Below are 14,908 nucleotides of genomic sequence, written 5' to 3' on the forward strand. Positions count from 1 at the left end.
CCTTCATTTTTTCAATTGCCGGATAAACGGCGTTATTTTCGTGCGATAATCAGTGTCGCCCAGTAGCTTCACGAACGCACTTCCTATAATGGCGCCGTCGGCGTGGTCGGTAGCATGCACAAACGTGCGGCGATCCGAGATACCGAATCCGATGACTGTTGGGTTTTCGAGGCCCATGGCACGGATACGGGAGAAATAGCTTTCCGTGTTTTCCGAAACCGCCAGATTTTTGCCGGTAGTGGCTGAAGAAGACAGCAGGTAAATGAAACCAGTTGATAGGCTGTCAATTTTCCGGATGCGTTCTTCCGATGTTTGCGGCGTTACCAGGAAAATGTTGCTCAGCCCGTGCGCATCGAATACCGATTGGTAATGTGCCTCGTACTCGTACATGGGCAAATCGGGTACGATTGCGCCATCCACACCGACCTCCGCACACGCTTTGCAGAACTTTTCTACTCCATATTGAAGCACCGGGTTCACGTATCCCATCAGCAGTACCGGTATCTTCACCCGTTTGCGTAAATCTTTCAACTGGTCGAAGAGTACATCCAGGGTCATACCATTGCGCAAGGCTACTTCCGAGCTGTGCTGGATGACCGGCCCATCGGCTACCGGGTCGGAGTAGGGGAAGCCGATTTCAAGGAAATCGGCACCAGCACTTTCCAACGCTTCGGCGATGTCCAGCGTACTGTCGATAGTCGGATAACCGGCAGTATAATAGATGGATAGGATACGTTTATCGCCTTTGTTGGTAAATAAATTCTTGATACGGTTCATCGTCTAAAATCCAAAATATTTCATGTAATTGTCCAAATCTTTGTCGCCGCGGCCGGACAGGCATACAACCACGTTTTCATTGGCTTTAAAGGTCATTTTCTCCAATTGGGCGAGTGCGTGGGCGCTTTCGATGGCGGGAATGATGCCTTCCAGTCGGGTAAGCAGTAAACCAGCCTGCATGGCCTCGTCGTCCGTGGCATTGGCATAAGTTGCCCGGCCTGCTTTATGCAACCAGGCATGTTGCGGTCCGATGCCTGGGTAATCGAGGCCTGCCGAGATGGAGTACGGTTCCACTACCTGGCCGTCATCGGTTTGCATGAGGATCGATCGGCTCCCATGCAATACGCCTTCGCGGCCGAGCACGGTGGTTGCCGCTGATTCGCCGGAATCGACACCTTTTCCGGCTGCCTCCACCGCTACGAGTTTCACCTGCGGGTCGTCTAAGAAATGATAGAACATACCGGCAGCATTGCTGCCGCCGCCTACGCAGGCGATGGCATAATCCGGTGTTTCGCTGCCGGTTTTCTCGAGCAGCTGTTTCCGTGTTTCAGCAGAAATGACCGACTGGAAGCGGGCAACCATGTCTGGGTAGGGGTGGGGCCCTACCACCGATCCGATGATGTAGTGGGTATCCACGGGATTGTTTATCCAGTCGCGCAGCGCCTCATTTGTAGCGTCTTTAAGCGTCTTGCTGCCCGATGTTGCCGCTATGACCTCGGCACCCATCATTTTCATCCGGGCCACGTTGGGGGCCTGCCGTTCGATATCGATGGCCCCCATGTACACCACGCATTTGAGGCCTTTGAGTGCACACACCGTGGCGGTAGCCACACCATGTTGGCCTGCCCCGGTTTCGGCGATGATTCGTTTTTTGCCCAGCCGTTCGGCAAGCAGGATCTGGCCAATGGTGTTGTTGATCTTGTGGGCACCGGTGTGGTTGAGGTCCTCCCGTTTCAGGAAGATGTTGGCACCGTACCGATCTGAAAGCCGCTGCGCAAGGTACAGTGGCGACGGGCGTCCTACATAATCGCGTAGCAGTTGGTCAAATTCCTGCCGAAAGTCAGTGCTTTGGATAATAGCCACATATTGTTGCCGCAGCTCTTCCACATTAGGGAACAGCATTTCGGGGATATAGGCCCCGCCGAAATTGCCGTAATAACCGTTGTCGTTTACTTGATATTTACTCATCGTTGATGGTCTGTAACGTATTTCTTAATAATGCAATGTCTTTGACGCCCGGTGCGGTTTCAAACCGCGAGTTCAGGTCCAGCGCGTAAAGGCGACTGTCGCCAAGCCGTAATGCGTCTACTATATTTTCTGCGCCGATGCCACCACTCAGGAAAAAAGGCTTGCTGCCCATGTAGTTCTCAAGCAGTGTCCAATCAAAACGCTCACCCGTGCCACCGTGTTGGCTACTTTTGGTATCAAAAAGATAATAATCCACGACTGTTTCATACTTCGCTATCATCGCCCAGTCGAACCGCTCACCGATACCGAAAGCCTTGATGATTTCCACACCGTTGCCCATTAATTCCGCGCAGTATGCCGGTGTTTCTGCCCCATGCAGCTGCACCGCTTGGAACCCGTATTGTAGGATAGCCGATTTTACGTCATGGATAACCGCATCTACAAAAACACCTGTTTTTTTGACGCCGTGTAACCCAGTTACCCAATTTGCATCGAGTTGGCCCACGAAGCGCTTGGAGCCGGGGTAGCAGATAAAACCGATATAATCGGGGTCCAAAGCCACCACGTCCCGGATGTTATCGGGATGTTTTAAACCACATATTTTTATTTTCGGGTTCATCCCTATCCTATCAATTTTTTAAAACTTGCCAATGCTTTCTTGCCGATAAGCGATGCTTCAGCCTCGTAGTAGCAGTCGGCGAAGCGCTTTTGCGGATGGAAGGTCTGGATGGCAACGGCGGCGTTGGCCAGTACCACGTTATTCTGTTCCATGGTGCCTTCACCATTGAGGACAGTCGCGAAAATCTTGGCCGCTTCTTCCACCGTTTCGCCGCCATGGATCTGCTCCGCCGATATCGGTGTAAAGCCCAGCTGGTCAATGCTATGGAGGTGCTCTCCCTGGTTGCTGATGGTCTTGAAATCGCCCGTCAGGGAAACCTCGTCGTAACCATCCAACGCATGGAGGATGGTGTACTGCTTGTCCGTTTGTTGGTACAGATAGCCGTATAGCCGGGCCAGTTCCAAGCTGAATACCCCTACGGATTGGTAGTGAGGGTTGGTGGGGTTAACCAGGGGCCCAATCATGTTGAAAAATGTCTTGACGCCCAGTTCGCGGCGGATGGGGGCCACGGTCTTCATGGCCGGATGGAAAAGGGGCGCGTGGAGGAAACAGATGTTGGCCTGTTCCAGCTGGCGACTGATGACATCTTTATCATTGGTGAATTGATAACCGAGGTACTCCATCACATTGGATGATCCGCAGCCTGATGATACCCCGTAGTTGCCGTGCTTGGCCACGTGATAGCCTGCACCTGCTACCACGAAGGAGGCTAGGGTGGAAATGTTGAACGTGTTTTTGCCATCGCCCCCCGTGCCACAGAGATCGATGAGTTTGTAGCCCGGAAAGTCCAATTGCAGGCACAGGTCGTACATGGCATCGCGGAAACCTTCCAGTTCTTCCACGCGGATGCTCCGCATGCCGTAGGCTGTCATGAATGCTGCTATTTGGGAATTATTGTATTTCCCGGAGGCGATGTTGGTCAATATTTCATAAGCTTCACGCCGCGTGAAGGTTTTGTATTCGAAAAGGTGCGCCAGTATTTTTTTCATCTGGTTATTTTTTATTTTCAGTTGTCAGATGGAGCCTTTTGATGATTAATCCATAAAAAAAGGCCTGCCGATGATGGGCAAGCCGCTATACAGTTCAGTAACTATTACTTACAATAGGAGGTTGCCACAGCGTTAATTGCTATGCCACCACCAAGTAATATGTCCTCTCGTAACGTTCATTTCCGTTGTGAGGCAAATATGGGTTTTTGTTTTGAAAGATGCAAGACGCGGCGTTGTATTTTATGGGACTTGTTTAACAAAACCGCCCCGTACTCATCGTGCGGGGCGGCTATTTCTTAATATTCATCTTCGTTGAAGAAAAAATCATCTTTGGTGGGGTAATCCGGCCAGATCTCTTCTATATTTTCATAGGGCTCACCATCATCCTCCAGGGCTTGCAGATTCTCAATTACTTCCACGGGGGCTCCTGAGCGTATACCATAGTCGATAAGCTCGTCTTTTGTGGCCGGCCACGGTGCGTCTTCCAAATGTGAGGCTAACTCTAATGTCCAGTACATAACCTTTCAATTTAAGCTTTTCAATTTTGCGCAAAAATATAATATTTATAGTATGATTTTTAAATTTTTTGCCAATAATTTATCATGTTGCTATAAATAGCTGTTTTGCAGTTCATTAATGTTTCGGTTGGGGGTTATTTTTACAAAAAAATGGTATTTGCGGCCGTGGTCGACCCTATTTCCGAATTGCTGAAACGCGCAGCGTTTTGATGACCACTACATTCAGATGTTTTCGAAATCAGTGCCTTTTTCGCGTAAGGCTGACAGCCGGGGCGATACATTCCGGATGTCTTTGTTGGGATAGTCATCTTCGATGAGTCCATCTCGCATGCGGACGATTCGGTGGGCGTGCTGGGCGATATCTTCCTCGTGGGTGACCAGGATAATTGTGTTACCCTTGTCGTGTATTTCCTCCAGCAGTTCCATAATTTCTACCGAAGTCTTGGTGTCCAGGTTACCCGTCGGTTCATCGGCCAATATGATAGACGGATTGTTGATCAAGGCACGGGCCACGGCTACTCGCTGGCGCTGGCCACCGGACAGCTCATTGGGTTTGTGGTCTACCCGATTACCCAGCCCCACACTTTCCAAAGCGCTTTGCGCCATCTCGCTTCGTGTTTTCTTGTTATAGCCCGCATAAATAAGTGGTAGGGCTACATTATCGAGCGATGTGGAGCGGGGTAGTAGGTTGAACGTCTGAAATACGAACCCGATTTCCTTGTTTCGCACATCAGCGAGTTCATCGTCGGTCATATCGCTCACATTGATGCCATTGAGGATATATTCACCGCGTGTAGGTGTATCCAAACAACCAAGAATGTTCATCAGTGTCGATTTGCCCGAACCTGAAGGGCCCATCAGCGCAACGAACTCTCCTTTGTTGATTTGGAGGGTCACGGACTTCAACGCATGGATTACTTCCGAACCAATGACATATTTACGTCCAATATCCGTGATTTGAATGAGCGGCTGTTGCGACATATACGTTTTTTTTGTAATGAGACGTGCTAATATAGGAAAAGTTACAGCCCGCCGGTTTTGTTCCAGTGTTTTTTTATGAGGGCGTGCACTTCGTCGCGCAACCGGTCGGCATGTTCCAACGTTAGCTGAGCGGTGTCAATTGGCGCAAGTACATCAATCAGCACCGTACCTGGGCGGCTGCCGAACTGTTTGGCGTCATCCCAAAAAATCTTCCAAGCGTTGTGGATCACTACCGGTACAATGGGTGCCTTCGTTTCGATGGCCAGTTTGAATGGCCCGTTCTTGAAATCATAAAGGTGTGGGGGAAATTCCTCACCGATGTGTCCTTCCGGAAAGATGACCATACTTCGACCATTCCGGAGGTTATTATCGGCACGTTTGAACGCTTTGAAGGCCGAGATGTTGCTTTTTCTGTTCAGCGGGATGTCGATTGTTCGGAAAAACATACCCGTGACAGGGTTATCGAGGAGTTCAATTTTTCCCATGAACGAGAAATCAGCAGGACAGAGGAGCACCATTGCCGTAATGTCGAGGTTGGATGTGTGGTTGGCACAGATGATGCAAGGCCTTGACCAGTCGATCGTGGTCTCGTGGTTGAATCGATAGCAGATTCCTACGCACGTGGAGCTCAGCCAGCCAATGAGGCGGCGGCAACGTGCGATACGGCTGGAGTGCCGCTCGGGGTTTTTTGCCAGCACATACAATAGCGGGTAACAGAGTACAAAGAAAAATAAAACAGATGCCAAATACAGGCATCTGTGTGTTTTTCTCAGCAAACGTAGGATCCCGTTCACGCGTGCAATTTCTCGTTTAGTTAACTCAATTCCGCAAAATACTTATGGAAGAGCGGGATGGTCTCGATGCCCTTGAGGTAGTTGGCAATATCGTATTTTTCATTGGGTGAATGCAAGTTGTCGCTATCCAGGCCGAATCCCATCAATACCGTTTTCAGCCCCAGCTCGTTTTCAAACAAGGAGACAATGGGTATACTTCCGCCACCCCGAGTAGGGATTGGCTTTTTTCCAAACGCTTCTTCAATGGCTTTCTCTGCCGCGCGGTACGCCGTGCTATCGGTGGGGGTCACCGCCGGTTGGCCACCGTGATGGGGCGTCACTTTGACGGATACATAATCCGGCGCGATGCTTTCGAAATGCTTGGCGAAGAGCGCGGTGATGGTGTCCGAATCCTGGTTGGGTACCAAGCGCATGGAAATTTTTGCATGCGCCTTCGATGGTAGCACTGTTTTCGCACCTTCGCCGATATAGCCGCCCCAGATGCCGTTGAGTTCCAACGTCGGCCGGATGCCGGTACGCTCAATCGTTGTATATCCTTTTTCGCCCCACAGCGCTTTGACGCCAAGGTCTGTTTTATATTCCGTTTCGTTGAAAGGCGCTGCATTCAGCGCTTTCCGCTCGGCCTCATCCAATTCGGCTACGTTGTCGTAAAAACCGGGGATGGTGATATGGTTGTTTTCATCATGTAGCGAGGCAATCATCTTCGCCAGGATGGTGATGGGGTTGGCCACGGCACCACCGTATACGCCCGAATGGAGGTCGCGGTTCGGACCGGTTACTGCGACTTCGAGGTAAGACAGCCCACGCAACCCGGTTTCCAGCGATGGCGTGTCGAGACTGATCATGGCTGTATCGGAAATGAGTACCACGCCGGCTGCCAACCGTTCTTTGTTGGCTTTCACGAAAGTACCTAGGTTGTCCGACCCTACTTCTTCCTCGCCCTCGATCATGAATTTGATATTACAGGCGAGCGTATCGGTGGATTGCATCAATTCAAAAGCTTTCACGTGCATGTAGAACTGGCCTTTATCATCGCACGCGCCGCGGGCAAAGATTTTGCCGTCGCGTATCGTGGGTTCAAAAGGTGGGGTTTCCCAGAGCTCCAGCGGGTCGGGTGGTTGCACATCATAGTGGCCGTATACCAAAACTGTGGGCTTGGCGGCATCGATGATTTTTTCACCATATACAATGGGATGCCCTGCTGTACGGCAAACTTCGACGTTCTCGGCACCTGCGTCGCGCAATTTTTGAGCTACGAATTCTGCGGTGTTCCGTACATCGTCCTTGTATTTGGGGTCGGCACTTACCGATGGGAAGCGGAGCAGCTCAATTAATTCGTCGAGGAAGCGTTGCGTATTCGCTTCTACATATTTTTTGATCGTTTGCATATCCTAAGGCTTTGGCGCAAACTTAGGTAATTTGCCGAAGACAGGCAAATTAGCAAAGTTTCAGCTGCCTTAGAAAAGATACGTATTCACATAAAGCGTAACGAAAGGTGATTTGTTATGCAACATTTGGGATTGTTGTACGTCAAAAGAGAAGCAGCTTAATAGGCGGTCAGGCCTTTTTTCTACGGCTAGGTATAATGAATTACTAATTTTTCGTAGTTTTACGGCGAATGCGGAGTTTGGGCTCTGGTGGGGTGGGATAGTTTGCTAAAAAATGTTAAATAATAGTGAAAAAAACGGAAACTATTTTTTTAGTTATATATTTGCCATCGTTGAATGCTGGTGGACAAGTGAGCGGGAACACGTGATGGACATCAAGGCATTTTCCCTTATTCTTTAAAATGTAGCATAAACCAACTATGAAGAGATTGTTAGTTACGCTTATTATGGCCTGCGCGTGCGGGTTTCTGGTATCCGCCCAAGAAGGAGGTTATTCCATTAGGGGGGCGGTTGTTGATACGGCTTCCGGCCAAACACTCGCGAAATCTTCCATTGTTCTGGTTCATGCCAAAGATTCGATGTTGTATCGGTTCACGCGGTCGGGCCCGACGGGCAATTTCAATCTCGACAACCTTGATACCGGTGAGTATATGCTATTTGCGACGTTTCCCGAATATGCGGATTATGTGGAACACTTTACGCTCGATGGTACCACTAAGGTGGTGGATTTCGGTCATGTTGGGTTAGTGGTTCGGGCCAAGTTATTGGAAGAGGTGTTGGTGAACCGTAGCCAGGCAATCACCATCCGGGGTGACACTACGGAGTACGATGCGGCTAGTTTTACCATACAGCCCAATGCAAAGGTAGAAGACCTCCTCAAGCAGTTACCCGGCATCCAGGTTGACCAGGACGGCAAGATCACGGCGCAGGGACAGACAGTGAACAAGGTGCTGGTAGATGGCGAGGAGTTTTTCGGTGACGACCCTACGCTTGTGACACGCAACCTCCGTGGGGACATGGTAGATAAGGTGCAGTTGTACGATAAGCGCAGCGACCAAGCTGAGTTTACCGGTGTGGACGACGGTGAGCGGTCCAAAACAATCAACATCAAGTTGAAGGAGGATAAAAAGAAAGGCCATTTCGGTAAGGTTGATGCGGGCGTCGGTACGAACGAAATGTACCAAGGGCAGGCCATGTTCAACCGCTTCGATAACAAACAACGGTTCTCCGCTTTCGGTACCATTGGCAACACGGGGCGTACGGGGCTTAATTGGCAAGACGCCGACCGGTATGCACCATCGGGAACGACCACGTTGATGGATAATGGTGGCATCATGATCTCTTTCGGTGGCGGCCAGGACGAAATCGAATCGTGGGGTGGGCGCTACGATGGGCGCGGCATACCCGCTGTGTTGAATGGAGGCGCTTTCTACAGTAACAAGTGGAACGACGGTAAGCACTCGATCAATGGGAATTACAAAGTCGGTGAGCTTGGTGTGAAAGGATCCAGTAACACCATTAGCCAAAATAACCTTCCTACCGGCACCATCAACACGGTGTCTGGTCAAACCTTCGACCGGCGGATCTTCCGCCAGCGTGGCGGTGCTATCTTCGACGCTCAGTTCGATTCGACGTCCAATTTGAAAGTAACCTTTAACGGATCACTCAAAAACGGTGAAACAACGGAGCTTAACGAATCGGAAGGCACCAACGGTGCCGGAAACTTGCTCAATGAATCCATGCGCCGCACCAACAACCAGACCGAAGGGCAAGACATGTACTTATCGGCGCTATGGACGAAGAAACTACGGAAAAAGGGACGTACCCTCTCTTGGGAGGTCAACGAGACTATCAATCAAAGTACGGCCACCGGCTTCCTTTATTCCGAAAACTCATTTTATAACGAAGTGGGTGAGGTAGATAGCTTGTTGTTGGTTGACCAAATGAAGGTCAACGATACCAAAAGCGCGGTGTTTAATTCGAATATTACTTACTCTGAGCCTTTTACCAATACGCTTTCGTTGGTATTGAACTACCGGCTTACGGCCAATAACGGTACTTCGCTCCGGCAATCGTTCAATCCAATAGGCAGCGGTTATACAGAACTTGACTCGCTATACAGCAACGATTTCAAATTAAACCAGTTAGCCAATCAGCTAGGTGCCATCTTCAATTTCCAGAAGGGGAAATCCACGCTCAACTTCGGTACGCGGGTTAGCCGGGTGCAATTTGACCAGACCGATCGTTATATCAACGATCGTTTCGAGCGAAGTTTCACCAACTACAATCCGCAACTACGCTGGCAGTACCGGTTTTCCCAACAAAAATCGTTCAATGTTTCGTACAATGGGAGCAACACACAGCCTACAATCAACCAGATACAACCCGTACGGGTGAACGATGACCCAATGAACATCGTTTTGGGTAACCCCGACCTAAAACCATCGTACACCAACCGATTCAATATATCGTACAATTCATTTAAAGTACTGGGCAATCAGTACATGTATTTCTCCGGCAGTTTTTCCAATACCAATAATGCTATTGTGAGCAACACCTATACCGATTCGGTGGGCCGCAATACCTTCCAGTATGCCAACCTGGACAATCAGACGCCGATGAACTACTACTTTTATTCAAACTTCAGCAAGAACCTTAAGAAGTGGAACCTCGATGTGGGCGCGGGGCTGAATACGAATGGTAATATCTATTACAACCTCGCGAATGGTGAGCTTAATAAAACGGTGAGTTCGAGCTATTCGGGAACCATAAACCTACGGCAATACATCCAAAAAAAGTACGATTTTAATATCAATTTCGGGCCTAGTTATAACTATGGTGAGTCTTCGCTGCAGCCCGATCAGAACAATAATGGCTGGGGAATGAATGGTCGATACTCGTTCAATATTTACCTGCCCTGGAAATTCCAAGTCAGTTCGGAGGGAAATTATATGTATACGGCAGCTACCCAGTCGTTTAACGAGGATTTCGAGCGATTTATTGTCGATGCGTCGGTGAGCAAGAAATTCCTGAAAGACGAGACGCTTCGATTTTCCGTGGGCGTGAACGATATTTTTAACCAGAATATCGGTTTCAACCGTTCGGCTAGTAGTACCTATATTACTCAAAACCGTTACACGACCATTACCCGTTATTTGATGTTTTCACTCACGTGGGATTTTAATAAAATGGGTGGCGGTGCACCTATCCAAAACTAAAGATTATGAAAATAAGAACGTTTCAGCTATCCATCTGTTTGTTTGCGTTGGTACTTTGTGCCCAGTTGGTGCAGGCACAATATGCCCGGTTTGTGGAGAGTGGTGTCATCGAATTTGAAAAGCGGGTAAACATGTATGCCAAGATTAAAGACCGGGTTGGCAAGAGCAGTTTTATGGAACAGGCATTTGAGCAGTATCAGCGGGCCAATCCCCAATTTAAAGCATTCAAATACAACCTCGCGTTCAACGGTACTAAAACGCGATTTTGGCCGCAGGATAGTCAGGCGGCATCATCGGGTGGCTTCTTCGGTAGCGATCCGTCGATCGATATGGGTAATATCATCGCTACGGACCTACTCGCCCAGCAGGGCACCAGTCAGAAAAGTATTTATGAAGAAACCTATTTAATTACGGATAGTCTTCGACAGATCCAGTGGCGTTTTACCAATGAATCGCGTGAAATTGCCGGTTATGAGTGCCGCCGTGCCAACGCAATTGTGCTCGATTCCATTTATGTCGTTGCTTTTTATACTGACCAGATTCCAGTTTCGGGCGGTCCGGAGTCGTTTTCCGGTCTGCCGGGTATGATATTGGGTGTGGCGCTCCCTTATGAACATGTCACTTATTTTGCCACCAAGGTGGATGATCGGCCGGTATCCGCCAAAGAGCTGGCGGCTCCAACCAAGGGAAAAGCGGTCAACTACGGCGAACTCGGGGAACAACTTAAAGCCAGCTTGAAGAACTGGGGCGACTATGCGCAATCTATTTTGAAGGCGATGCTACTGTAAATTTCGGTTATTTACGTTCCAAAAAATTCTCCTTAAATTTGCACCTTAATTAAGGTGCAAGGAAATAGCATGCCAGTAAAGATACCCGACAATCTCCCCGCCATCGCGCAACTGAAAAACGAGAATATTTTTGTGATGAATGACCTTCGGGCCAACACGCAGGATATCAGGCCGATGCGTATTGTTATTCTCAATCTGATGCCATTGAAAATTTCAACGGAGACCGATTTCGTTCGGCTATTGTCTAACAATCCCTTGCAGGTAGAGATTGAATTTTTGCGTTTGGATACCCATACGCCAAAAAACACGCCGCTGGAACATTTGGAGTTGTTTTATAAAGGTTTTGGGGAGGTAATGGACAATTATTACGATGGTATGATCATTACCGGTGCACCGGTAGAGTTGTTGGCGTTTGAAGAGGTTTCGTATTGGGAAGAGGTGAAGATGATTTTCGAATGGGCTAGAACGCATGTCACTTCCACGTTATACATATGCTGGGCGTCGCAGGCAGCGTTGTATCATTTTTACGACGTGAAGAAGGTACCGTTGGATAAGAAGCTGTTTGGTGTTTTCAAGCATACGGCGTTAGATAAAAGACACCCGTTATTCCGTGGTTTTGACGATGAGTTTCACATTCCGCATAGCCGTCACACCACACTTGCCGATGAAGACGTGGCCGTTGCTTCGGGAGTGGATGTCCTGGCAAGGTCTGCGGATGCAGGCATCGCAATCGCCGCATCGCGGGGCGGCCGCGAGTTTTACTTGACGGGGCATTCGGAGTACGCTCCGTTGACGCTCCACGAAGAATATACCCGCGATTTGGAAAAAGGGGCCTCGATTGCTATGCCGCAATATTATTATGCTGGAAACGATCCGAAAAACGGACCTATTGTCCGCTGGGCGGGCCATGCGAATCTGCTATTCAACAACTGGTTAAACTATTTCGTTTATCAGGAGACACCGTATGAGTTAGCGGAAATCGCCCGTTTAGGGGAAATTAAACCGCATGGGTAGCCCTCTTTAGGCAGAAACTACGCTGTTCGTTATCGCTGAATGGATTTTTTACGCACTGTCTTCAGGGGTTCTCTGATTTTAATGTAGACGTGCTTGATTTTCGTTTTTTCCGTTGATTTCTCTTCTACCTCAAAATATTTTTTTAGCGATTTGAATAACGGTGTGAGTTTCGAAAACCCATAAATCCTCGGGTCGAAATCGGGCTTTCGCTTATTAATCAGCCCACCTATTGCCGACAGCGGTGCCCATCCCCCCTCATCGGCCACGTCGTTGACTGTTGCCTTCAGTAGCTCAACGGTTTCATGGTCGATCAGTTCATGTATTTTTTCGCTACGATTTGATTGTTTTGGTAAATCCGTTGAGGCAATTTCCTTTCCGATAGGCATCCGTTCCGTGGGTTGTGGTTGGGTGCCAGTTTCGTTACCTAGGATTTCGATGTATATGAATTTGTCGCAGGCTGCGATGAATGGTTTTGGCGTCTTTTTTTCCCCGATACCGATTACCACCTTCCCCGATTCCCGGAGTCGTACGGCCAAGCGGGTAAAATCGCTGTCGCTTGATACGATGGTAAATCCGTCCACCTGATGGCTATGCAAGATGTCCATGGCGTCGATGATAAGGGCGGAGTCTGACGAATTCTTACCCGTGGTGTAGCTATATTGTTGTATTGGTGTGATGGCATGTGTAAGCAGCGGCTCTTTCCATCCCGCCACATGCGGTTTAGTCCAATCCGCATAGATTCGCTTAATGGAAGGAATGCCATACCGCTTCACTTCGTCTAAGATGTTCTCGATGGTCGAGCTAGACACATTGTCGGCATCGATCAGTACGGCTATTTTTAGGTCCATATAATTAAGAGGCGGATTAGTCTTTTCTTTTTTTCTCCGCCTGTTTCAGCTTTTTGTCAGCGCGTTTTTCCTTCAGGTTCTTAACCGCTGTTTTTTTGCTGCTTTCTTTTTTTGCTCCTTTGTCTTTAGCCATGGCCTTTCGTTTAATTTTTGGTAAGGTAGTGTTTTTAATCGGTAATCGCTATGAATTTCACGTTCGCGATAACTTATTGTGAATCTAGGATTTGTTGAAAAAAGATGGTGTTCATAAATTTATTCTTACCTTCGTCTGTAATTAATTACTTTATTCATTTAATATCCAAATGCCATGCAAGAAGGCAAAGTAAAATTTTTCAATGAAACCAAAGGTTTCGGTTTCATTACTCCCAATGACGGTGGACGTGAGGTTTTCGTTCACTCGTCGGGATTGATAGACCGTATCCGTGAAAACGATGATGTTTCATTTGAAGTCGCCCAAGGTCAAAAAGGCCCTAACGCAGTAAATGTGAAATTGATTTAAATCCATTTTTCAGATATTGTATTGACCATCCGGCGAAGACCGCCGGGTGGTTTTTTTGTAACAGACAATGATCATATGATCCGATCAAAGATAATTGCAACCGGCGCCTACATACCTACGGAAAGAATTCCAAACGAATATTTCTTGAATGCCACATTTTTCGAAGGTAATCAATCGATGGTTCGCAATGCAACGGAAACTGTTATCGATAAATTCAGCGCCATTACCGGCATCATGGAACGGCGCTATGCATCATCAGGCATCGCTGCTTCTGATATGGCAGTAATAGCGGCTCAGGAAGCGATTGCCAATGCGGGCATCGATCCCGAATCTATTGATCAGGTTATTGTAGCACACAATTATGGTGATATGAGCTATCCCGGGGCTCCTCGGGATGCGGTGCCTTCGCTTGCCTCCCGTGTTAAGCATAAGCTTGGTATCCATAACCCACGTTGTATCCCCTACGATATTATATTTGGTTGCCCGGGTTGGCTGCAAGCGGTTATTCAGGCCGATCTGGCCATGCGGTCTGGTATGGCGCATACGAGCCTTGTTATTGGGTCGGAGACCCTTTCTAGAGTGCTGGATCCTTCAGATCGTGACAGCATGATTTTTTCTGATGGTGCGGGCGCTTCTATCCTTCAGGTGAACTCGGAAGATGACAGTGGGATATTAAGTGTGGCAATGAGGTCGGATACAACGACAGCGGCAAGTTTTATCTTTTCGGGGGGGAGGAATGACATGGTCGATAGTGAACCTCGATTTATCAAAATGAACGGACGTAAGGTATACGAATACGTTCTTGATTATGTTCCCCGAGCCATGAAAGAATGTTTCGACCAGATCGGTGAGTCGATTTCAGCATTGAAAATGGTGTTTCTCCATCAAGCCAACGAGAAAATGGACCAGGCGATCATTAAACGATTTTATTCCCTATATGGTTTGGATCAATTTCCGGAAAATATCATGCCCATGAATATCGCATGGATGGGAAATAGTTCGGTAGCGACGATTCCTACATTACTTCACCAAGTGGTGCAGGGGCAATTAAAATCGTTCGAATTGAAAAAAGGCGACACTATTCTAATGGCTTCTGTTGGTGCAGGAATGAATATCAATGCACTGACGTACAGATGGTAAATGTGGTTTGTTTGGAGCGTATTATCGAGGATATGACGAGCTGAAACAAAAGCAGTTGTTGTTTGCAATCTTTATATTTTTACCGCTTCAGCCTTACATACAAGATGAGCAAACAAATTGCCACAGCGACAAAGAAACAAGTGATTC

The 14,908-nt window shown here is 48.2% G+C and carries 14 protein-coding genes; 5 read left to right on the top strand and 9 right to left on the bottom strand.

Annotated features, from left to right (window positions below; genetic code table 11):
- Positions 1 to 3: 3 nt before the first annotated feature.
- The 8 genes from trpA to VNQ80_RS12055 form a co-directional block, all read right to left on the bottom strand.
- Positions 4 to 777, bottom strand: coding sequence for a tryptophan synthase subunit alpha (gene trpA, locus VNQ80_RS12020; protein ID WP_325638865.1), 774 nt, complete (start codon positions 775 to 777; stop codon positions 4 to 6).
- Positions 778 to 780: 3 nt separating this feature from the next.
- Positions 781 to 1,965, bottom strand: coding sequence for a tryptophan synthase subunit beta (gene trpB / locus VNQ80_RS12025; RefSeq protein WP_325638867.1), 1,185 nt, complete (start codon positions 1,963 to 1,965; stop codon positions 781 to 783).
- The gene (locus VNQ80_RS12030; RefSeq protein WP_325638869.1) at positions 1,958 to 2,584 is read right to left on the bottom strand and encodes a phosphoribosylanthranilate isomerase; all 627 of its coding nucleotides are present in this window, start codon (positions 2,582 to 2,584) and stop codon (positions 1,958 to 1,960) included. Before VNQ80_RS12030 ends, trpB begins: the two co-directional genes overlap by 8 nt.
- Positions 2,585 to 2,586: 2 nt before the next feature.
- Entirely contained in the window at positions 2,587 to 3,573 is a 987-nt protein-coding gene (trpD, locus tag VNQ80_RS12035) for an anthranilate phosphoribosyltransferase (protein ID WP_325638871.1), read from the bottom strand.
- A 296-nt stretch (positions 3,574 to 3,869) separates the two neighbouring features.
- On the bottom strand, positions 3,870 to 4,091 hold the full coding sequence (locus tag VNQ80_RS12040; protein ID WP_017258669.1) for a DUF2795 domain-containing protein: 222 nt from the start codon (positions 4,089 to 4,091) through the stop codon (positions 3,870 to 3,872).
- 222 nt (positions 4,092 to 4,313) lie between these two features.
- Positions 4,314 to 5,072: an ABC transporter ATP-binding protein gene (locus tag VNQ80_RS12045; RefSeq protein ID WP_325638882.1), complete on the bottom strand. Its 759-nt coding sequence runs from the start codon at positions 5,070 to 5,072 to the stop codon at positions 4,314 to 4,316.
- A gap of 41 nt (positions 5,073 to 5,113) precedes the next feature.
- Entirely contained in the window at positions 5,114 to 5,818 is a 705-nt protein-coding gene (locus VNQ80_RS12050; RefSeq protein WP_325638884.1) for a lysophospholipid acyltransferase family protein, read from the bottom strand.
- Between the two features lie 68 nt (positions 5,819 to 5,886).
- Positions 5,887 to 7,254 (bottom strand): dipeptidase, encoded by a 1,368-nt coding sequence (locus VNQ80_RS12055; RefSeq protein ID WP_325638886.1) that lies wholly within the window; start codon positions 7,252 to 7,254, stop codon positions 5,887 to 5,889.
- A gap of 419 nt (positions 7,255 to 7,673) precedes the next feature.
- Here VNQ80_RS12055 and VNQ80_RS12060 point away from each other — a divergent pair, with 419 nt between their 5' ends.
- From VNQ80_RS12060 to VNQ80_RS12070, 3 genes are all read left to right on the top strand, one after another.
- Positions 7,674 to 10,472, top strand: coding sequence for an outer membrane beta-barrel family protein (locus tag VNQ80_RS12060; protein ID WP_325638888.1), 2,799 nt, complete (start codon positions 7,674 to 7,676; stop codon positions 10,470 to 10,472).
- A gap of 5 nt (positions 10,473 to 10,477) precedes the next feature.
- Positions 10,478 to 11,260, top strand: coding sequence for a GLPGLI family protein (locus tag VNQ80_RS12065; RefSeq protein WP_325638890.1), 783 nt, complete (start codon positions 10,478 to 10,480; stop codon positions 11,258 to 11,260).
- Between the two features lie 69 nt (positions 11,261 to 11,329).
- Positions 11,330 to 12,274: a homoserine O-succinyltransferase gene (locus VNQ80_RS12070; protein WP_325638892.1), complete on the top strand. Its 945-nt coding sequence runs from the start codon at positions 11,330 to 11,332 to the stop codon at positions 12,272 to 12,274.
- Between the two features lie 29 nt (positions 12,275 to 12,303).
- Here VNQ80_RS12070 and VNQ80_RS12075 read toward each other — a convergent pair whose 3' ends face one another.
- On the bottom strand, positions 12,304 to 13,122 hold the full coding sequence (locus VNQ80_RS12075; protein WP_325638894.1) for an NYN domain-containing protein: 819 nt from the start codon (positions 13,120 to 13,122) through the stop codon (positions 12,304 to 12,306).
- Positions 13,123 to 13,429: 307 nt separating this feature from the next.
- Here VNQ80_RS12075 and VNQ80_RS12080 point away from each other — a divergent pair, with 307 nt between their 5' ends.
- Together VNQ80_RS12080 and VNQ80_RS12085 are read left to right on the top strand one after the other, a co-directional pair.
- On the top strand, positions 13,430 to 13,621 hold the full coding sequence (locus tag VNQ80_RS12080) for a cold-shock protein (protein WP_325638896.1): 192 nt from the start codon (positions 13,430 to 13,432) through the stop codon (positions 13,619 to 13,621).
- A 75-nt stretch (positions 13,622 to 13,696) separates the two neighbouring features.
- Positions 13,697 to 14,761: a 3-oxoacyl-ACP synthase III family protein gene (locus VNQ80_RS12085; protein ID WP_325638898.1), complete on the top strand. Its 1,065-nt coding sequence runs from the start codon at positions 13,697 to 13,699 to the stop codon at positions 14,759 to 14,761.
- The last annotated feature ends 147 nt before the right edge of the window (positions 14,762 to 14,908 follow it).

This window comes from Parapedobacter sp. (assembly GCF_035556095.1).
Classification (GTDB): domain Bacteria; phylum Bacteroidota; class Bacteroidia; order Sphingobacteriales; family Sphingobacteriaceae; genus Parapedobacter.

Coding starts and splice junctions, on each gene's coding strand:
- trpA (WP_325638865.1), bottom strand. CDS start 777: ATGAACCGTATCAAGAATTTATTTACCAACAAAGGCGATAAACGTATC.
- trpB (WP_325638867.1), bottom strand. CDS start 1,965: ATGAGTAAATATCAAGTAAACGACAACGGTTATTACGGCAATTTCGGC.
- VNQ80_RS12030 (WP_325638869.1), bottom strand. CDS start 2,584: ATGAACCCGAAAATAAAAATATGTGGTTTAAAACATCCCGATAACATC.
- trpD (WP_325638871.1), bottom strand. CDS start 3,573: ATGAAAAAAATACTGGCGCACCTTTTCGAATACAAAACCTTCACGCGG.
- VNQ80_RS12040 (WP_017258669.1), bottom strand. CDS start 4,091: ATGTACTGGACATTAGAGTTAGCCTCACATTTGGAAGACGCACCGTGG.
- VNQ80_RS12045 (WP_325638882.1), bottom strand. CDS start 5,072: ATGTCGCAACAGCCGCTCATTCAAATCACGGATATTGGACGTAAATAT.
- VNQ80_RS12055 (WP_325638886.1), bottom strand. CDS start 7,254: ATGCAAACGATCAAAAAATATGTAGAAGCGAATACGCAACGCTTCCTC.
- VNQ80_RS12060 (WP_325638888.1), top strand. CDS start 7,674: ATGAAGAGATTGTTAGTTACGCTTATTATGGCCTGCGCGTGCGGGTTT.
- VNQ80_RS12065 (WP_325638890.1), top strand. CDS start 10,478: ATGAAAATAAGAACGTTTCAGCTATCCATCTGTTTGTTTGCGTTGGTA.
- VNQ80_RS12070 (WP_325638892.1), top strand. CDS start 11,330: ATGCCAGTAAAGATACCCGACAATCTCCCCGCCATCGCGCAACTGAAA.
- VNQ80_RS12075 (WP_325638894.1), bottom strand. CDS start 13,122: ATGGACCTAAAAATAGCCGTACTGATCGATGCCGACAATGTGTCTAGC.
- VNQ80_RS12080 (WP_325638896.1), top strand. CDS start 13,430: ATGCAAGAAGGCAAAGTAAAATTTTTCAATGAAACCAAAGGTTTCGGT.
- VNQ80_RS12085 (WP_325638898.1), top strand. CDS start 13,697: ATGATCCGATCAAAGATAATTGCAACCGGCGCCTACATACCTACGGAA.